The 19,029-nt window shown below is 61.7% G+C and carries 18 protein-coding genes; 11 read left to right on the forward strand and 7 right to left on the reverse strand.

Going from position 1 to position 19,029, the window contains the following annotated elements; translation table 11 throughout:
- The first annotated feature begins 21 nt into the window (after window positions 1-21).
- Genes SL003B_RS03350 through SL003B_RS03375 form a run of 6 tightly spaced genes read left to right on the forward strand, consistent with a single transcriptional unit; the run spans window position 22 to window position 5,057 of the window.
- Complete coding sequence (locus tag SL003B_RS03350) at window positions 22-1,161, forward strand: RNA polymerase sigma factor (RefSeq protein WP_013651412.1); 1,140 nt, start codon at window positions 22-24, stop codon at window positions 1,159-1,161.
- Window positions 1,158-1,736 (forward strand): NADH dehydrogenase ubiquinone Fe-S protein 4, encoded by a 579-nt coding sequence (locus SL003B_RS03355; RefSeq protein ID WP_041375350.1) that lies wholly within the window; start codon window positions 1,158-1,160, stop codon window positions 1,734-1,736. Before SL003B_RS03350 ends, SL003B_RS03355 begins: the two co-directional genes overlap by 4 nt.
- Before the next feature lie 33 nt (window positions 1,737-1,769).
- Window positions 1,770-2,522: a rhomboid family intramembrane serine protease gene (locus tag SL003B_RS03360; protein WP_013651414.1), complete on the forward strand. Its 753-nt coding sequence runs from the start codon at window positions 1,770-1,772 to the stop codon at window positions 2,520-2,522.
- Window positions 2,513-3,355: an SDH family Clp fold serine proteinase gene (locus SL003B_RS03365; protein WP_013651415.1), complete on the forward strand. Its 843-nt coding sequence runs from the start codon at window positions 2,513-2,515 to the stop codon at window positions 3,353-3,355. Before SL003B_RS03360 ends, SL003B_RS03365 begins: the two co-directional genes overlap by 10 nt.
- Before the next feature lie 52 nt (window positions 3,356-3,407).
- Window positions 3,408-3,830, forward strand: a complete 423-nt coding sequence (gene trxC / locus SL003B_RS03370; protein WP_041375351.1) for a thioredoxin TrxC — start codon at window positions 3,408-3,410, stop codon at window positions 3,828-3,830.
- A gap of 48 nt (window positions 3,831-3,878) precedes the next feature.
- Window positions 3,879-5,057 carry a cation:proton antiporter domain-containing protein gene (locus tag SL003B_RS03375; RefSeq protein ID WP_013651417.1) on the forward strand — a complete coding sequence of 393 codons (1,179 nt, stop codon included), beginning with the start codon at window positions 3,879-3,881 and terminating at the stop codon, window positions 5,055-5,057.
- A gap of 241 nt (window positions 5,058-5,298) precedes the next feature.
- Here the strand turns inward: SL003B_RS03375 and SL003B_RS03380 are convergent, their stop codons facing one another.
- Together SL003B_RS03380 and SL003B_RS03385 are read right to left on the reverse strand one after the other, a co-directional pair.
- Complete coding sequence (locus SL003B_RS03380; RefSeq protein ID WP_013651418.1) at window positions 5,299-5,520, reverse strand: helix-turn-helix domain-containing protein; 222 nt, start codon at window positions 5,518-5,520, stop codon at window positions 5,299-5,301.
- A 53-nt stretch (window positions 5,521-5,573) separates the two neighbouring features.
- Entirely contained in the window at window positions 5,574-6,704 is a 1,131-nt protein-coding gene (locus SL003B_RS03385; protein WP_013651419.1) for a tyrosine-type recombinase/integrase, read from the reverse strand.
- Window positions 6,705-7,164: 460 nt separating this feature from the next.
- Between SL003B_RS03385 and SL003B_RS03390 the strand changes: the two genes are divergently transcribed.
- Window positions 7,165-8,205 carry a replication initiator protein A gene (locus SL003B_RS03390; RefSeq protein ID WP_013651420.1) on the forward strand — a complete coding sequence of 347 codons (1,041 nt, stop codon included), beginning with the start codon at window positions 7,165-7,167 and terminating at the stop codon, window positions 8,203-8,205.
- Window positions 8,206-8,669: 464 nt separating this feature from the next.
- On the opposite strand, the gene SL003B_RS03395 is transcribed toward SL003B_RS03390, so the two are convergent.
- On the reverse strand, window positions 8,670-8,900 hold the full coding sequence (locus tag SL003B_RS03395) for a small multi-drug export protein (RefSeq protein ID WP_013651421.1): 231 nt from the start codon (window positions 8,898-8,900) through the stop codon (window positions 8,670-8,672).
- 90 nt (window positions 8,901-8,990) lie between these two features.
- Window positions 8,991-11,006 (reverse strand): type IV secretory system conjugative DNA transfer family protein, encoded by a 2,016-nt coding sequence (locus SL003B_RS03400; protein ID WP_013651422.1) that lies wholly within the window; start codon window positions 11,004-11,006, stop codon window positions 8,991-8,993.
- Between the two features lie 573 nt (window positions 11,007-11,579).
- On the opposite strand from SL003B_RS03400, the gene SL003B_RS03405 reads away from it, so the two are divergent.
- The 3 genes from SL003B_RS03405 (at window position 11,580) to SL003B_RS03415 (ending at window position 16,405) form a co-directional block, all read left to right on the forward strand.
- Window positions 11,580-12,488 (forward strand): ArdC family protein, encoded by a 909-nt coding sequence (locus SL003B_RS03405; RefSeq protein WP_041375352.1) that lies wholly within the window; start codon window positions 11,580-11,582, stop codon window positions 12,486-12,488.
- Between the two features lie 179 nt (window positions 12,489-12,667).
- Window positions 12,668-13,867 (forward strand): AAA family ATPase, encoded by a 1,200-nt coding sequence (locus SL003B_RS03410; protein ID WP_013651424.1) that lies wholly within the window; start codon window positions 12,668-12,670, stop codon window positions 13,865-13,867.
- 3 nt (window positions 13,868-13,870) lie between these two features.
- Window positions 13,871-16,405 carry a S8 family peptidase gene (locus SL003B_RS03415; protein WP_013651425.1) on the forward strand — a complete coding sequence of 845 codons (2,535 nt, stop codon included), beginning with the start codon at window positions 13,871-13,873 and terminating at the stop codon, window positions 16,403-16,405.
- Window positions 16,406-16,613: 208 nt separating this feature from the next.
- Here SL003B_RS03415 and SL003B_RS03420 read toward each other — a convergent pair whose 3' ends face one another.
- Window positions 16,614-17,156 carry a hypothetical protein gene (locus SL003B_RS03420; protein ID WP_013651426.1) on the reverse strand — a complete coding sequence of 181 codons (543 nt, stop codon included), beginning with the start codon at window positions 17,154-17,156 and terminating at the stop codon, window positions 16,614-16,616.
- A 3-nt stretch (window positions 17,157-17,159) separates the two neighbouring features.
- Window positions 17,160-17,615, reverse strand: a complete 456-nt coding sequence (locus SL003B_RS03425; protein ID WP_041375353.1) for a hypothetical protein — start codon at window positions 17,613-17,615, stop codon at window positions 17,160-17,162.
- Window positions 17,616-17,824: 209 nt separating this feature from the next.
- Here SL003B_RS03425 and SL003B_RS03430 point away from each other — a divergent pair, with 209 nt between their 5' ends.
- On the forward strand, window positions 17,825-18,409 hold the full coding sequence (locus SL003B_RS03430; RefSeq protein ID WP_013651427.1) for a tyrosine-type recombinase/integrase: 585 nt from the start codon (window positions 17,825-17,827) through the stop codon (window positions 18,407-18,409).
- 143 nt (window positions 18,410-18,552) lie between these two features.
- Here SL003B_RS03430 and SL003B_RS03435 read toward each other — a convergent pair whose 3' ends face one another.
- Window positions 18,553-18,984, reverse strand: coding sequence for a hypothetical protein (locus SL003B_RS03435; RefSeq protein WP_148259245.1), 432 nt, complete (start codon window positions 18,982-18,984; stop codon window positions 18,553-18,555).
- Window positions 18,985-19,029: the final 45 nt, after the last annotated feature.

A 19,029-nucleotide genomic window follows, 5' to 3' on the forward strand; every position in this document is an offset into this window, starting at 1 on the left:
CGACAGGCAAGGTCATACGGCATGGAAGTAATCAGAGCATTTCGCAATCTTGACCGGCACGGCCAACAGCGCGCGCCTGAGGTCATCGAGGAAGAGGTGCGGCAACTTGAACCGCATCTTGTACGCTTCCGCGAGAATCTCGTCCGGCTCGAAGTCGTCGCCTCCCAGACGAGGGGCAAGACGCGCATCAAAGTCAGCCTGCGCCTGCAACTGCCATTGGGCGTGATCGCGGCGCAGGAAGAGGGGTTCGAGATCGAGCCTGTCCTGCGCAAGGCCTTTGCCGACCTGCGCCACCAGGTCGATCGGCATGTGGCGCGCCTCAAGCACGAGCCGGAGTACAAGCGTCCCGCCCGCCGGCGCCGGATCGGCGCCCCGCTGCCGCCCGCGCGGGATGCGGCGGAGGCGGAGCGGCGCCAACTCTTCTTCGACCTGATCGAGGATCATCTCGATACGGTCTACGACACCGTCAGGCGTGAGTTGACCTATCTCGAATGCAGCGGATCGGTACCACAGGGCTATCTTGCCGTTCGCGATATCGTCGATGCGACGATCCTCAATGGGCTCGATCGCTTCGAGCGGCGGCCGACCGAATTCTCCGTCCGGGACTGGCTGACGCAACTGGCCTTCGAGACCATTGAGGCCGAGGCGCAGGCCGCGCGCCGCGCGGTGCCCGAGGATGCCGCCCCGATCGACGTGGCGCCCGAGGTGCCGGCCGCGGAGCCTACTGAGTCGGATGAGGAGATGTTCGAGTTCTACCAGCCCGACGACGTGCTGATGCTCGAGGAACTCGTCGCCGACGACGGTGTGGACGACCCCGAAACGGCGGTCGCTAAACGGCAGGACGCGCTGTTCTTGCATCGGGCGATCGCCGGTCTTCCGGCGCTATGGCGCAGGGTCCTGTTCCTTGTCGATCTGAACGACACCCCGCTTGAAAAGGCCTCTTCGGTTCTCGGCATTCATGAAGACGACGTGACCCGGATCGTCCAGTCGGCTCGCGATTATCTTCGCGATAAACTGCGTGACTCAGGTCAGTCTTCCGATACCGCTCATGCGCTTTTTGAGAGTGCTCACCAGAGGAGGGTGCGAATTCCACAGCCCCTGCGGGATCGCGCCCGGCTGGAACGCGCTTTTCTGGGGGATAACCGAGGGGAAGCACCATGATGCGCGGTCACAATCGTCCACCCTTTCCGCCGAAGATACCCGGGACCAACATGAGATCATGGGACGTTCCGAACGCGATCATTTACCGGCCGGCACGTTCCGCGATGACATCGGCGCCGCGGCCCAACTACTGGATACTGGAATTCGAGCCGTCGCGCCCGCCCCACATCGAGCCGCTGATGGGATATACCTCCAGCGACGATCCCTATCGTCCGATCCGGCTGAAGTTTCCCGACCGCGAAAGCGCCGTGGCATTCGCGGAGCGGCAGGACTGGCGCTACATCGTGCGCGAGGACACGACTCACCGGCGTGCGCCTGACCACTGGCGGGGCGAGGTACGGCATCGACTCTACAAGGGAGCCGATGCGCCGGAAGCCTATCGCATTCCGATGCGCCTGGATCGGGAGCACTACGATCACCGCCTCCGCCGCGCGGTCGAGCAAGAAGGCACGGTGGACCTGTCGTCGCAAGAACAGGCCGAATTCGATCCGGTGCTCGAAGCCTCGCTCGAATCCTTCCCGGCCTCCGATCCCCCGGCCTGGACGGGCGTGAGGATAGCCGGGAAAGAACAATGAACGGAATGTCTAGCGCGAGCGAGGATCTGCCGCTTGTTTCCCTATCTTGACAGCGTCGCGCGCCGCTACCCGCCCGTCATGGTATGGGCGGTCATCGGCGTAAACGTTCTCGCGTTTCTCTATCAGACCAGCCTGCCGCCGCGCGTGCTGGACCGGTTCCTGTTCGAGTTCGCGCTGGTGCCCTCGCGCTTCTTCGGACAGCTAAGCCTCGTCGCCCCGTCGGACTGGACCCCGTTCCTGACCAATATCTTCCTGCACGGGGGCTGGCTGCACCTCATATTGAACATGTGGACGCTCTGGATCTTCGGCCCCGCCGTCGAAGATCGGCTTGGACCGGGTAGATTCACGCTGTTCTATCTGTTCTGTGGTGTGGCAGCCGGACTGGCTCACGCGCTGGCGAACCCCGACTCAGTCGTTCCCGCGCTTGGCGCATCGGGGGCGATCGCGGGCGTGATCGGTTGCTACGCACGCATGTTTCCGGCGGCTCGGCTGGTAGTGATCGTGCCGATTCTGTTCATTCCCCTCTTCTTCGAAGTGCGCGCGGTCATTTTCGCGATGATCTGGTTTTTCATGCAGGTCATTCCCGGCTTTCTGTCGCTCGGCAGCGATCAGGCCACGGGCGGGATCGCCTGGTGGGCGCATATCGGCGGGTTTCTCGCCGGTTGGCTTGTAACGCCACTCCTGCGAAGGCGCGCCGATGCCTATCGCCACTATTATCGCGACGAGGGCATCTATGGCTTTCTGCCGGATGGCCGACGGGAAGGAGGACAAGGTCCATGGACATAATGCAGCTGTTCTGGCTGTTCTTCATCATTTCGGCGCTGCAGCCGGTTCTGCAGCGCCGATATCTTGAGGCGATGCGCACACGTAAGATCGCCAACATCGAGAAGAAGCGCGGCAGTCGCGTCATTCTGCTGATTCATCGGCAGGAGACTATGAACCTGCTTGGTTTCCCCCTGATGCGCTACATCGACGTCAATGACTCGGAGGAAGTCCTGCGCGCGATCCAGATGACCGACGACGAAGTGCCGCTCGACATCGTGCTGCACACACCGGGCGGCCTTGTGCTGGCGGCAACACAGATTGCCCGCGCCATTCAGGGACACAAGGGCAAGGTCACAGTGTTTGTGCCACACTACGCGATGTCCGGTGGCACGCTGATCGCACTCGCTGCCGACGAGATCGTGATGTGCGAACATTCCGTGCTGGGACCCGTCGATCCGCAACTTGGCCAGCTGCCTGCTGCCTCGCTCATCAAGGTCGTCGAGGAGAAACCCATCGCCGAGATCGACGACCAGACCCTGATCATGGCCGATGTCGGTCGCAAGGCCATTGCGCAGATCGAGGCGTTCGCAAAACACTTGCTGTCCGACAAAATGGACGAGAACCGCGCGGCGTCCGTGGCGGCGAAGCTGGCGACGGGCACTTGGACCCACGACTATCCCATCTCTGCCGATGAGGCCCGCGACATGGGCCTGCCCGTTGGAACGGACATGCCCAAGGAAATACTGGAGCTGATGACGCTCTATCCGCAGCCGGTTCGGCGCCAGGGCGGTGGCGTGGAATACCTGCCCGAGCCGCGGCAGCGAGAGGCGCGCCGCGCCATGTCCACGCGCTGAATGCTTGCATCAGCCGGCCGCCAAGACCGGCTCGTCAACGAAAGGATACAGGATGCCCACGGTCGCTTGCCCGCAGTGCAATTCCACCAATAGGGTGCCGCAAGAGCGCCTGACCGATAATCCCAATTGCGGACGCTGCGGCGCGCCTCTCTTTCAAGGCAGGCCCGTCACGCTTACAGCGGCTAATTTTGACCGTCATGCGAATGCCGAACTGCCATTGCTGGTCGATTTCTGGGCCGAGTGGTGCGGGCCATGCAAGATGATGGCGCCCCAATTCGAGGCGGCGGCGCAGTCGCTCGAACCAAATTTCCGCCTTGGTAAGCTCGATACGGAAGCCGAACAGAAGATCGCCGGCCGCCACGGGATCCGCGGCATTCCCACCATGATCCTGTTCAGTAGCGGGAAGGAAATTGCGAGAACGAGCGGTGCAATGCCTGCCGCGCAGATAGCGCAGTGGGCGCGCTCGCACGTCTAGAGTTTACAGGTATTGGCCTTACCTGCGCCATGCCATCAGGAGAAGAACATGCATGGCGTGACCGGATTTGTCGAAAGTGCGGCCTTGTTGGTCTTTGCCGCGTTCGTGCTCGTGACGATATGTTCACGGATCGGCGTGCCCAGCATTGTCGGTTACATTCTTGCCGGCATAGTCATCGGACCTGCCGGCCTCGGCCTGATTGCGGAGAGCGCTGCCCTGAGCAGCATTGGCGAGATCGGAGTGGTACTCCTGCTGTTCGCTCTTGGCCTGGAATTCTCGTTCGAGAAGCTCGTAACGCTCAGGAAGCATGTCTTCGGTCTTGGAGCCGTGCAGGTTGTAGTCACGACGATAACGGTGTCGTTGGTAGCGAGTCTGATCTTCGATCTCGCGCCCGTCCCCGCAATCCTCATCGGCGGGGCCGTTGCCATGTCATCCACGGCCATGTGCCTCAAGGTGCTCGCAAGCGCGAACGCTCTGGGATCGGCCCAAGGACGTCTGGCCATTGCAGTGCTTCTGTTTCAAGACTTGGCAGCTGTCGCATTCCTGCTTCTGCACGATTCGATGAGTGGAGCCGCCGAAGGGTATGGCGTGATAACGGTCGTCGCCAGTGCAATGGCATTGGTTGCAGCTCTGTTCATTGCCCGTGGCCCGTTGCAGGTGCTTGCCCGTTGGGTAGCGTCGCGTGGCGATCCGGAACTTGCCCAGCTCCTCGCGCTCACCATTGCACTAGGGTCTGCGATTGTCGCGGCCTCCGCCGGTCTTTCTCCGGCACTCGCCGCATTCGCGGCCGGCATGATTATCGGTGAGGGTGACGCGCGCCATGCTGTCGAGAACGAGATTCGGCCCTTCCGCGATTTGTTTGTCGGGATTTTCTTTGTCGGCATCGGAACGCAATTGCCACTTTGGATCATTCCATCTGTATGGCCTGTGGTGCTGATCTGGCTCGCGATCATATTCGCGGGCAAGACGCTGATCGTTTTGCTCGTCGCCCGATCATTCGGCGAGTCGCTTCAGACCTCATGGCGAACTGGAATCATTCTCGCTCATGGGGGCGAGTTTAGTCTCATGCTGCTTTCAACTTCGATGGCATCGAACCTCATTCATGGAAATGTTGGGGCTCCTCTTTTGCTCGGGTTAGGCTTCAGCATGATCGGAGGGAGTTGGATGATCAATAGAGCGGCAGTAAAAAACTCCGATCTGAACAAGAAATCTAATAATACGTTCTAAATTAGAAACTTCTCGCCTTAATAAAAATAAATGTTGGAAATACATCGGATAATAATCCGCCGAAAGGCGCGCCAAGATGTCAATCGTTCAAGAGGTATAATTTATGACCAAGTTCATTGAATAAGAGGCGATATGGTCATTACCTTGGAGGGTCTGTTATAGCTTGGAGCGGAGGGTGGTCATTGTAACAGCAAAGAAGCCCCGCCTTGCGGCGGGGCTTCGGTCGAGGATAGGGGCCGTGTCAGGCCGCAGGCTTCAACGGCTTGGGAGCCATGCGCTGGCTCTCCAGCCATTTGTTGAACTCGGCGCGGTCGATATAGACCCGGCCACCGATCTTCAGCAGCGCGGGTTTCAGTCCATTCGTCTCCGCATGGAATATCCACCAGCGCAGCGTGGCTTCCGTGATGAACGGCGCTTCCGCCGCCACCTGCTTCACGGTCGCCAGGTCCCGATAGTCAACCATGACAACCTCATGGTTCGAGGGGCCTCAAAAGGAGCAGGAACCTTTTTTATGCCTCAGAACATCTTTTCATTCAATTCCCTGACCACGCCCTTGACGTGGCTCTCTGACAGGTGGGCATAGCGCCGGACCATCTGAAGGGTCCGGTGGCCAAGGATTTCCGCGATTTCGACGAGGCTGGCCCCGTTCATGGCGAGGTAGCTTGCCGTCGAGTGCCGCAGGTCGTGGAAGCGGAAGTCGTTGATCTTGGCCGCGTCGCGGGCGTTCTCCCACGCCTTGCGGATGTCGATCGGCTCTTGGCCGTCCCGGCGCGGGAACAGCCAGCGGGTGTCGGCCGGGGGCTCCAGCTCGTCATAGAACCTGTTGACCGTCTCGACCTGATCTTCCAGCAGGTCGCGTAGGTGGTGGACAACAGGCACCGCCCGCGTGTCACCGTTCTTGGTATCCCGCAGGATGGCCGTGTCGCGGGTCAGGTCCAGATCGTCCAGCGTCAGACCGAGGATTTCGCTCTTTCGCGCGCCGGTCGAGAGGGCGAACACGACCACGGGATAGAGGTGCTCGTTGTCGCTGGCCTTGCAGGCGTCGAGCAAACGCTTGCGTTCCTCGTCGCTCAGGTAACGGGTGCGTTCGTTCCTGATCTTGGTGATCCGGTTCACGCCGTCGAGTGGGCTTGAGGCCGTCCAGCCCCATTGGATCGCGTATTTGAACAACACCGCCAGCGTGTCGCGGTAGTGCTTCAGGGTTTTGCGGCTCTTCGGCTTGGGCGCTGCCTTCGGCTTGTCCGCCTCTGCATCCTCGTCCGCCTTGCGGCGGCCGTCGCCAGCGGCGGCCAGCTCCGCCATCTTCTCGCTGACCATATCGGCGGTGATGTAGGCGAGGGCGTAGCTCCCCAACGCCTTCTCCCAATAGGCCAGGAAGGAGCCTTCCGCCCGCTTGGTGCTCTCTGCCCGGTGGATGAACACTTCCTTGCGGAAGCGGTCGATAACGTCCTGAAGGGTCTTGGTCGCCGCCGTTCGGACGACGTTCTTGACTTCACCCTTGCGGATGCCGCTTTCGGTGTCCTGCGCCCACTGCTTGGCGTCCGTCAGGCGCTTGAAGGTCTTCACCTGCATCGGGAAGCCCTTCATCCGCACCATGACCCGATAGGACGGGCCTTTCTTGCCTTCGCGCTTCTGGATCGTTGCCATGTGAGCCTCGGGAGCCGGGGAAATGGGCGATGTGCCAAACCGTTTTTGGCACATTTTTGGCACACTGAAAACCAAAAACTCTCAACAAGAGCCTGAAGGGCTCATCGGAAAAATGATGTGATTTCAATGCTATGATTGTTGAGAAGTGTTGACAGAGTGTGCCGAGAATGGCTTTTCGCTTGGCTCATAACCTGAAGGTCGTAGGTTCAAATCCTACCCCCGCAACCAAGTTTACCTCAGAATATCAGTGACTTATGATAACGCCTCGATCTCTGGATCGAGTGCGTTTTTGCGCCCAGGGGCAATTTAGGGGCAGTTGCTCCCAACGGCTGCCCACAATTCTCCGTCAAATCCAGCAGGGGCGCTGCCCCTAGGGCTTTGCGAAGATTGCGCGCCACTCGGACGGCGCTTGTGGTATCGTGATAAGAACAAATGACGAACTATGAGGTATCGCCATCGGATGAAGACTGTGCGTCCGCCAGCAACCGCCGCCAGTCAGGCAGGCTCGCTCAAGCACACCATCGACCGGCTTCGCGAGACCATCGAGCGGACAGCTCCGAACCCCTCCATGCGCCCAGCCCCGGCGAACGACAACCAGCCGGACTTCTTCGTTCCCTCACTCTGCGACATCCCCGTCAAGGACGGTATCGGCCTGATGGACATCGCCGTGTTCCGGCTCTCGAAAAGCCAGACGCGGAAGGGTGATACGATCCGCTACGAACTTGCTGATGCGGTCGTGGAGGTGAAGGGCGGTGCCGATGGCATGGCTACCGTCTATGACTATGACATCGTGCTGATGATGATCAGTCACCTGGCCGACGCCATGCGGCGTTACCGCGCTGGCCTTGGAGACATGCCCTCGGCAAAGTTCCGACCGCACAGCGCCGAGATATTCAAGTTCTGTCGGATGCCCTTCGGCGGCCGCCAATACGAAGCGTTGGAGCAGGCCCTCGACAGGCTGCAAGGCACCTACATCAAGATTTCGGTCGCCGACCGCCGGAAGGCCGGCCGGCGTGCCGGATACTTTCCACTCATCGCCGGCGCTACCGTCGCGACGCGCACCGACACGGGCCGGGTCGGGTCTTTGGAGATCACCATCCCCGACTGGATTTATCAGGGTGTGACCGGCCACCAGAAGCCCGAGATTCTGACGGTCAACGCGGACTATTTCCTCATCAGAAAGGGACTGGCCCGATTCATCTATCGCCTCGCCCGCAAAGCGGCTGGCACCGGTGAGGCGGCGTACTCCTTCGAGACCGTGCATGCCCGTTGCGGGACGACGCGGCAGCTCAAGAAGTTCGCCCATGAGCTACGTCAGCTCATCGCGGCCAATGACTTGCCAGACTATGAATTGGCCGAGGCCAATGGCAAGGACGGTCCCCTTCTGCTCATCACGTCCCGAGCTAACCGGCCGCGGCCTGATCCTTCTGGAGTCCGCAATAGACAGTCCCACGACCTTTCCGTACGTAGCCGTTCGCCTAAAATCGCGGCCTGTGGATAGGCTGTCTATTGCGGACCCGTCACTGTCCATTGCGGACCGAAGCGCTGTCTATTGCGGACCGGAGCCTGTCTATTGCGGACCTGGCCTTCCGCTGATCGCGGCGGTTTGCGTCAATTTCCGATGATCAGACGAGGTTAAAACCAATTAAAACAAATATTAAAACACTTAAAACGCTGCCGCCTGTGGAAAAACTCTGCAGTCCAACCTGCCTGGTCTCTACCAGTTCTTCTTCGGCAACGCCAACCTCGTTTGTACCTGCGGAGCGGTGCTCAATGCCATCAGCGGCATTCCGTCGGACACGGCGAAGGCGCTGTGCGGTCGGCAAAGGGGCTCTCGAATGGGGTCCGAATGGGTGATGCCAGCCGAATGCCGCTGGCAAACCGCCTGCAAGCCTTACCAGGAACAAGCTGTCGTGTTTGGCAGTCCTTCTGCCTGCTGCAAGGAGGGCCGTTTCAGTTCTCGGTTCAGGCGTTATCCTGATCCGACTGCCTGCCTTCACGCTTCGCCTTCTGGATTTCCTGATACTGCCGGGACTGCTCTGCAATCTGCTCCGATCTCGCCCGAGCCGCATTGTGTCCCTCATCGAACTGCTCGCGCCAGCTTTTCGACTTCGGCAGGCGCCTCAGATACCAGCGCATGAAGAGATAGCAGAGCGGCGCGGCAATAAGCGCGCCTATGACCAGACTTCCACTCATCCTTTTGACCTCGCTATTCTGGCGGCGTCGCGATTGCCCCCACCGTATCGCTCTTGAAGGGGCGCGAGGCGCAACAGGAGCCGTTTCTGTTCATTCGTCGAAGCTCGGCGGTGTTGGAGGGCGGCGCAGCGGCTCCGATGATCCAGCGGGCCGCTCAGGCGCTCCGCCGTCCCCTTCATCGGCATTCTTGGTTGCTTCGGGCGCACCGGCCTTGCGGGCGCGCATGCGCGCTTGCAGTGCCGCCAGCTCCGCCTGGTAGTCGGCATCCCCTTGCAGATCGGCGTCTTCCGGCGATGCGGTGACGGACGCTTCCGCCTCCGGCTCTTCGTCCTCCGGCGCCGGGTCCATGACTGGAGTTGGTCCGGGGCGCGGGGCGCGGTGTATCTCGTCGCCGAGTTTGTTTTTCTGCTCGACCACCCAGTCTTGCAGATCCTCATCGGCGTAGTAGGGCTTGAACATCCGGGCGCGGATCGTCAGCCCGTCCTGGATGATGACGCAATCCTCACGGAACTCAGGCCCCATCAGTTGCTGTGGCGAGGCCACCCAATCTTCGCCGCCCCACAGGTCCTTGCGCTTGCCGAGGCGGTTCGCGACATGCTCTGCCGTCGTCTGATCATTCGGGCGGAAATAGACCTGGCACCGGCAATTGGCGATGAGGCTTTCCCATTTCTGGTAGACCTCCTTCAGCTGCGCCATGTCCTGGGTGAACAGCCACAGCCGGATGCGGTAGCTCCGCGTGATCGCCACCGCGTCCTCGATGATGCGCATGTAGCCGAGTTGCGGCATCTCGTCGAAGTAGAACGTCATCGGCCAGTTGGGATAGCTCTTTGGCAGGTCCGCGTCGGTCGCGTTCTCCTCGTCGAGCATCCTGCGGACCCGGATCGCTTCGCTCAAATGCTGGCCCAGCATGACGCGCAGCACCGTGCGCATCGAACTCATCTTCTCCGGCGACACAATCAAGTAGATCGAAGCTGCCCGGCCGACTTGGGCCTCCTCAGCTGCTTCGTCGTAGTACCAACCCGGTGGGCGGCCGGCCTTCGCAGCTTGCATGACCCAGCTGTTGTCCTCGCGGAGAATGGTCTCCACTGACCAGCCCGGCGTCGAGCTGGAGGTTACGGCCACCACGTCGTCGGAGCGCCACACCGCCAGCTGCGTGCGCAGCGTCGTCGTGATCGAGGCGCGCAGCGCCTCCGATTGCGTCTCGATGATGTTGCCCAGCTCTTGCAGTCGTTCGTCGTCCGACCCTTGGAGATCCTCGACCATCGCGTCGAAATCGGCCTTGCTCGCCGCCAGCAGGCGGCAGACTTCGCGCATGTTGCGCCGCTCGCGCGGCCGGCGGTGCATGACGTAGAAGATCAAGCCCGTCAGTAAGTCGCGGGCGGCATCGTCCCAGAACGGCTCCTTGCTCTGTGGCACGACCAGCAATTCGGCGAGAAGCCGCGCGTCGTCCCAGCCCTTCACCCGATCAAGCGGGTTGTAGCAGTCGGAATCGGGCTCGCCCGGCGCCCATTTATAGACCTGGCCGTAAAGGTCCCGACGCCATGCCGTCTCGCGGTAGTTCTCGCCCTTGGGATCGAGCACTACCACCGGCCCCTCGAACTCCAGCAGCGTGCGCAGGATGAACCGCTGCCCCTTGCCAGAGCCGGTCGGCGCCACCGTCAGAAGGTGGCCTTCGCCGTGAAACATGACCGGCAGCCTTACGGGCTCGCCGTTCGACCGCTGCCTCGGCATGTAGCCCAGCTCCAGATAGTCCACCGGAAAGGCCGTGCCCTTGTGCGAGAATATCCCCGCCCGCAGCAGGTCATCATCGCTCGCCCATGCCTGTGCTTGTCCGAGGTGCTGGATGCGGTCGCGGTTCGCCTTGGTCATCATCGGGATGACTTGGCGCAGCGTCGTGCGCGCCTCCTCGATCTGACCCTGCGCCAGTTGGCGGTAGAGAATGTCCCTGTAGACCGAGTCCAGCTGAGGGTCGTTAGCGACCATCACGAACGCCTCGCGCCACGCCGGATCGAGCGTTTCCACTAGGATACGCAGATGCGACTTGCCGGCGTCCGGGTCTACCGGCCGGTCTTTCTTTCCACCCCCGAACAGCTTGCCGAACACCATCCGCCCTCCGCCCGCAGACCAGACCCCCTCTTGTTCTGTCGATTCCTTGTACCCCGATTTGCCTGATCTTCCTATGACTTGAGTGCTGCCCGAGGTTGACGTTTCAGGGTCGCCGCGGCTGTCAGGCGCCGATTGTTACCAGTGGCCATAAGCCCTCGATGCCTTGCGCCAATGGGCATCATGACAGTCTCCCAAATGGCCCCGCCGCCCCCTGACGGTGGGGCTGTTCGGACTCTGGGCTCCAAATCCCCTGTTGGCGAAGTTCCTCTGATCCTTGCCGCTGACCGCTGCCCACGAGCCGTCCTCAGGTGTGGCTGACCTGGCAGGGACGCCGTGCGGCGCAACGGCGGTCGGTCAGTTTCTTCCCCTGCGGCCGAGGCCGCATTCCTCGCGGCGCTGCGCTCCAAGAAACAGCCCGCCCACCGTCTTCCGGTTCCCTCCAGCCCGTGCGTTTCCCGGTCAGGGCTTCGCCCTTCCTCGCCTCTTGGGGTGCGCCGTCCGTCTTGGCCCTGCCTCTCCGGTCGCCATCGGACGGCCGCGATGGGCGCGGTCGCAAAGACAAGGAGAGGAACCATGACCGCACAACGCATCGACGTTTACACCCAGGTCACGAACAACATCATCGCCGCCATCGAGGCGGGCGCGGGCGACTGGCAGATGCCCTGGCACCGCAGCGGCGAGGGCCTGAACCGCCCCGTCAACATCGACACCGCCAAAGCCTATCGCGGCATCAACGTCGTCAGCCTGTGGGCCGCAGGACAAGCCCGCGGCTTCAGCACGGGCACCTGGGGCACCTACCGCCAATGGCAGAACAAGGGCTGTCAGGTCCGCAAGGGCGAGAAGTCGAGCTTGGTGGTCTTCTACCGCGAGTTCGACGTGGAAGAGCAGAACGACGACGGCACGACCGAGCACGGCAAGCGCCTCATGGCACGCGCAAGCTGGGTCTTCAACGCCGACCAGGTGGACGGCTACGAGGCTCCCGCGCTCCCCGAGCCCAAGGACCCCGTGCAGGTCATCGACGCGGCCGAGCGCTTCGTCACCGGCACCGGCGCCACCATCCGCCACGGCGGCACCCGCGCCTTCTACCGTCCGTCGGACGACATCATCCAGATGCCCGAACGCGAGCGCTTCCTCGGCACCGAGACCAGCACGGCGACCGAGAGCTACTACGCCACGATGCTGCACGAACTGACCCACTGGACGGGAAACGATCGCCGCTGCGACCGGCAATTCGGCAAACGCTTCGGCGATGACGCCTACGCCATGGAGGAACTCGTGGCCGAACTTGGCGCGGCGTTCCTGTGCGCCGATCTGGGCGTGACGCTCACCCAGCGCCCGGATCACGCCGCCTACATCGACAACTGGCTGAAGGTGCTCAAGGCCGACAAGAAGGCCATCTTCACCGCCGCCTCGCAGGCAGCCAAGGCCACGGACTTCCTCGGTGGCCTGCAATCCGACGACATCACCGAGGCCGCCGCTTAGGCGGCCTCACCATCTCCTCTTTCGTACAGGCATCCTAAGATGCGGCGACGACGGCACGCCAAACGCATCAGAATCAGCATAATCGGCAATCTGATAGAAAAATGGTGCAACAAACGCCCGTTGACGTGCAACGATGCTCGCGATATGCTCAACAAAAGTCAGAGTGAAGGTGGTGGAGGATGGAGCATTTCCCGATCGTGCAGGCACTGTGTCGAGCTGCCTTGGCGCAGCCCACGGCAGCTGCGCGCAAGCAGGTTGAGCGCCTGCGCGACGCGTTGAGCCAGGCCGGGGACAAGAAAGCCGCGTCTGCGATCGCGGCGCTTCTCACAAATGCCGACAAAATGATTGAGGTCGCTCCAAGCCGTCTCTCACGGTCTCGTGCAGAAATGCCGGGAGAGGCGCTCACGCCTAAAACGCAGCTGCCAGTTGACCGCGAGACAGCAGCCCCCCTAGTCGATGTGATCTTTCCGAAAGACATCAACTCAGCGCCGCCGCTCTTCAATGCGACAGTCGCCGAGGCCATCCGATCGATCATCGACGAGTGGAGGAATTTTGCTGAGCTTCAGGAAATGGACGTTCAGCCATCGCGAACGTGTCTGATCTATGGCGCTCCAGGAACCGGCAAGACCCGTCTTGCTCTTTGGATCGCGGCTCAGCTGGAAATGCCTATTGTACTCGCTCGTATCGACGGGCTTGTCTCCTCATTCCTGGGAACCACATCCCGCAACATCGGTAGCCTGTTTGCGTTTGCCAATCGCTACCGCTGTATCCTGCTGCTAGATGAGTTCGATGCTGTTGCCAAGCTCCGGGACGACCCGCAGGAAGTTGGAGAGATCAAGAGGGTCGTGAACTCACTCCTCCAGAATCTCGATGCACGGCGCGACGTCGGTATCACCATCGGCATCACGAACCATCAGAACCTGCTCGATCCAGCCGTCTGGCGGCGTTTCGAGGTTCAGCTTGAGATTCCAAAGCCCGACTTCCACGTTCGTGTCGAGATTGCGCGGAGCTTCATGCCGCCGGTGCAGGCGCCCGAAGGACATCTCCGGTTGCTCGCCTGGTTCACGGAAGGCGCGACCGGTGCAGAAATCGAAGCCCTGGTCCGCACCTACAAGAAGTCGATCGCGATGCGTAGTGGCGAACCGAAGCACCTACTCGATACGCTGCGACAGTTCGCAACCCTCAACAGCGCCCGTCTAGACCCCAAGCGGCGCGAACTTCTGTTTGCCGAGAACCGGGTGCTCTTTAAGGAATGGAGCCGGGATGACCAGCTTCAACTAAGCTACGAAGACATTGGCAAGGTCGCCGGCAAGGATAAATCCACGATTAGTAGACAGATCGGAAAGTCGGCCTCTGCCTACGGTGACGAAAGGGGATGACCCATGGCAGCACCCGTACAAATTATCCTCAACCAGGACAGCTTTGAAGAAGTCCGCGACAAGGGCGGCGGCGGGCCGAAGAAAGACTTCTTCGCTCATGAGGATCGCGACTTTGTGCGCCATAAGGCCGCCATTTCCGGTCAGCTCGCCAGTGTCGCCGATTCGTTAAGCCGGCGGTCGACGGGGAACATAGGCATCCTCAAGCTCGTCCTGCGGCGCTCCGCCTGGGCCAAGAGCCACCGGCCCGTCCGGGCTTTGTTCAAGCCCGAACTCACCCCTGTTGTCGGCGGCGGTGATCTGGGTGAAATCTTCGTGGAAGCCCGTCCTACAGCCCTCCGTCGTATTCAAGCTGCCGTTGAGAGCGCTGAGACCACGACCCAGGTCAAGCGCGATCCGAACAGCGGCAAGCTTGTGCCGCACCCCAGCGGCGCCCGAAGCGAAACCGGCGCGATCGAGCGCATCGAGCTATATGGACCTTCCGACCGTCGCCGCTTTTCTGTTGAGGAAGCCGTGGATTGGCTGGCGAACCCCATGACGGGGAGTGCCTACCATGTGGAGCTTTTCGATGTGCCGCCGCCTCGCGCGCAGTGGGATGCGGTCGATCAGGACCGACAACTCCTCTACCGCACATTCGTCGAGGGCCTCCAATCCCTCGGACAGGGGCTCGTTGCCGAGCGGTTGACGACACCGCGCCGGGATCGCGCACAAATTTCGCTCCGCATTGAAAAATCGCCCAGCCCACCCGCGCTGTTCCTTCAGCGGTCGGCGGATCGCCGCTCCGGCCGGGAAGTTGCTCCCTTCGATCCTAATATAGACCGGCACAAGCGGCTCCTGACGTTCCTCGACAACCATCCCCTAGTTCGCCGCATCGAGCTTCCGCCGATCATCACTCGCACCATCATCGACGAGCACCTTTCCGCGCGCTCATCCACAGCTAGTGGGCGCATCCGCCCAACGACGGTCACACTGCCTGAGCCGGTGACGGCGCGGGCCTATCCGAAGATGGCGGTCATCGACGGCGGGGTATCCGGCGGGCTTGATGCTTGGGTCGTTGATCGTTGGGACACCTTGGCGGATGAGGACAAGAGCCTCGCTCACGGCACCTTTATCGCCGGCCTTGCCGTCGGAGGCAACGCCCTCAACGGCGGTGCCATCTGTCCGGAGCCGGACGGCGTCGCTCTTGTCGACATCGCCATCTTCCCGGATGAGAACAAGCCGGTCTTCCAGAACTATTATCCGAGCGGAGTCGGAGACTTTTTCGATGAAATCGGCAATGCCGTCACCGACGCGAGCACCCGGCACGCAACGCGGATCTACAATCTAAGTCTGAATGTCCAACATCAGGCAGAGCCTGACCAGTACGGCTATCTCGCAGCCCGGCTCGATGCCATCGCCGAACAAAATGACGCGATTTTTTTCATTTCGGCAGGGAACACTGCGCCGCAGGACACGCGTCCAGAATGGCCCGCCGATGAGACCCATGCCTTGGTCGCTCTCGCGTCTGCGAGGAACGATGGCCTCCTGATGCCGGCGGAGAGCATCCGCAGCGTCTCGGTCGCAGCCCTCAATCCGCCAGGCTTGGCGACCTGCATTCCTCATGCCCCTGCGCGATACTCCCGACGAGGGCCGGGCCTCCGAGCTGGCGTGAAGCCTGACCTCGCGCATATTGGTGGTACCGGCTCACCGCAGTCGCCGCTCGGCCACGGTCTTTTTTCCCTCTTACCTGACGGCGCTGTCGGCGATGGCTGCGGCACGAGCTACGCTGCACCGCTCGTGGCCAAGACCGCTGCCATGCTTGATCACAGCATCGAAGGCGACGTCTCGCGCGAGACGATCATCGGTTTGCTGATGCACCACGCACGCATACCTGAGCCCCTCACATCGAAGGCGCTTTCGGGCATCGCCCGCGACCTTGCCGGTTTCGGAATGCCGCCGAGCGCCAATGAGATACTTGAAGGCAGTGACCATGCAATCACGCTCGTCTTCGCTCACCGTCTGCGTAGGGACCAACAGGTTTCGTTCCAGTTCAGCTGGCCACCCTCGCTCGTGACACCTGAAGGCAAATGCCGTGGGCAGGCACGCTTGACGCTCGTTTCCTCGCCACCGCTCGATACCAGCTTCGGGGCTGAATTCGTCCGGGTGAACATCGAAGCCGCCCTCCAGCAGGAGGACTTTGACAAGACTGGTAAGCCGGGCTGGAGAGGACGGCTGGAGGCCGCCTACCTACCAGGGCGCGCCAACGGACCCGCTGTCGAAGCCGAACGCATCGAGCATGGTTTCAAGTGGAGTCCTACCAAGATGTTCACGAAGAACATGCGTGGCGTGGGAAAGTCGTCGAACTGGCGCATGTTCGTCAGCTATCTAACGCGGGCCGGGGAGACGATACCCGATGAAGGCGTGCCGTTCACGGCGATCCTGACAATCTCTGATCCCGCAGGTTCGGCTGCCGTCTTCAACGAGATGCGGGCGCAGCTTGCCCGCACTGGCGTCAGGATTGAAGACATCCGAACAGCTGCGAGGGTTTCTACGCGCGTCTGAGACGTGGTTCGGCAGGGCAAGCCTTCTCCTGCTTGCGCTCGCCGAGGTGTTCCGCGTCAGCCCGCGAATGGGGTTATCTCCGCAACGCCACCATCGCGGCCATTCCGATACCATCATGGCTAATCAATTCGGCGAGAAGGCCGATTGCGGTCGCGGAGCCAGGACCAATGGTGCTCACCGTCGATGCCATTGGCTAGACTGTCTGTGGCTAGTCAGCGCTTTGAAACTCAATTGCTGCGAGCTTGCCTTCCACGGCAGCGCGGGCATTGTGCATGGCCTTCTCGGGGAGCTTCCGGAAGGCGCTGGCTATCGCGAGAGCGAGTGCAAGGCCGATGCCGGCGCCGATCAGACCGGCGAACAACGCCCCCCGGAACATGCCTAGGCTCAGGACCCCACCCAGAACCGGCAATACGACGATGTTGAGGACGCTGCCAGCCTTCATCAGCCGACCGACCGTGTTGGCGCCATCGCCGGTCAGGGCGACCATCGCTGAAAACTCACCGTTTCCGTGATCCTTGAGTTTTCCGCTGATCTTGATGTTGTAGCCGACCTCGGCGCCTGTCTTCCGGTCGAAGGCATTCCGCTGTTGCTGCGGAAAGGCGCGTCCCGTGCCGGAGAAGCTGCCATCCGAGGTTTGCTCGAATATCCCGCCAAATGCCGCTTCCACGGCCTTCATGGTTGCGGCCGTCGCCTGCGCGAGAGTCGTGTCTCGCTCAAGGGTGAAGCGCCGCGTCATCGTCACTTCCTGCATGGGTCACCCGCCCGACCGTTTCGTGCTGTCCACGAACAGTCTCGTCTGCTGGTCCACGAAGAACACCGGCATGGGCGTGTGGCCCTGAACCGCCACCGCATAGCCTTCGCCCTCGCGGTGGAACACATGGCAAAGCCGCGTGCCGGGCGCGATGTCTGAGCCCGCCTCTGCCGTGAGGCATAGCTCTCCCTGCCCATCGACGGACCATGTCCCCTGAATGAACAGCCCGATGCGAGTTATTCGCCCCCGGCCGCCCGTGGACAGATCGAAAGTGACCTGGTCAGCGGTTGGGGCATGAATGGCCCAATGCTGATCGATAAAGGTGCGGCGCACCTCAAGTTCGGGGACGCGGTCGGCTCGGTTCGTCTCTTGAGCCTGCGCACTGGCAATACCGATGGTCAGCACAGCGCCGACGAGCGCCGCATGAATACGGCTGAAAGAGCGGGAAGCCTTCGACATGGGAGCCTCACGAGAAGGAGAAAGGGATATTGATCGCTCTGGACCCATTAGCCGCAGTTGAAAACCCACGTTGCGCGGCTGCCACAGACCCTTCGGCAAATCGAGTTACAGAATGGGCAATACTGTCGCTCGCTCGGGCGGTCCTGCGTTACGATTCAAGAAGTTGAAACAGCGACGGAGGGACGGCCTTCAATCACGCGCGAGGCGATATGGACTGGAGCCTGTTCGACCCGGCCGGTCATCGGAAATACCTGACCGAGGCCGAACGGCGGGCCTTCATCAGGGCTGCGAAGAACCAGGCGCCGGAGGTCTACACGCTCTGCCTTGTGCTGAAGGACACGGGCTGCCGCCTCTCCGAGGCGCTCGCGTTGACTGCCGACCATATCGACATGCGGGCGGGCGTCATCGTCTTCCGAAGCCTGAAGAAGCGCCGTATCGGCGTGCATCGGGCCGTACCGGTGTCGCCGACAGTGCTGGCCGAACTCGACCGCGTGCACAACGTGCGCGCCGCTCAGGGTGCGCCCGATGGTGGCGCGTCGGCGCGGCTTTGGCCATGGCACCGTATGACAGGGCACCGTCGCGTGAAGGAAGTCATGGCGGCGGCCGGCGTTAGCGGGCCGCACGCGACGGCGAAGGGCTTGCGCCACGGCTTTGGCGTGGCCGCGCTGGAGCGCGGCATCCCGATCACCCTGCTTCAGAAGTGGCTCGGCCACGCCAAGCTGGCGACCACGGCGATCTACGGCGACGCTGTCGGCGCCGAAGAGCGACGGATGGCCCGGAAGCTCTGGGATTAACTGGATTTTTCGATCTTGATTTCTGTGACTGAATTGCCCATTCCGTCACAGAGGGGAAGGGCTGGGCCAAGAGGCAGAGGTCGAGCGTTTCCAGCAACGCCTAGCCGTGAAAAAGCCGCCCCCTTGCGGGGACGGCTCCTTCGTTATCGACCAGCGTAGCTGTCGTTGATGGCGTCATTCGCTGCGACACAGGTCACAGCGGTGATCGCACCGACCGCGCCCAGCCCGACCATAGCCATGGCCACCGCCCCAACGCTCACGGCCAGGCCACTGAGCATGGTTCCAGCTAGGATCACGACCCACATAACCAGGCCAGTCAACACGGTGCCGGCCGCGGCCTGCTCCGAGCCGAGCAGCGCGACGGCCAGCCAGCCGGCAATCGCAACGATCGCCAGACCGCCGCCAGCGACGAGCCAGGCCGCCCCCTCCGGGAGGGAGAGGCCGAGCAGGAAACCGCCAAAGATGGCGGCGATGATAGCGACGATCGCAAGAGCTTTTGCAAGGTCCTTGGACATTAAAATTAACCGCCGCATTCCAGCGGGCAGTTCCTTCACGTTGGTGTGGAAGATGTGCACGCCGAAACGATGCTTACGCCGCCGCTGGGGCGGGGTTGAGATGTC

This window comes from Polymorphum gilvum SL003B-26A1 (assembly GCF_000192745.1).
Lineage (GTDB): Bacteria > Pseudomonadota > Alphaproteobacteria > Rhizobiales > Stappiaceae > Polymorphum > Polymorphum gilvum.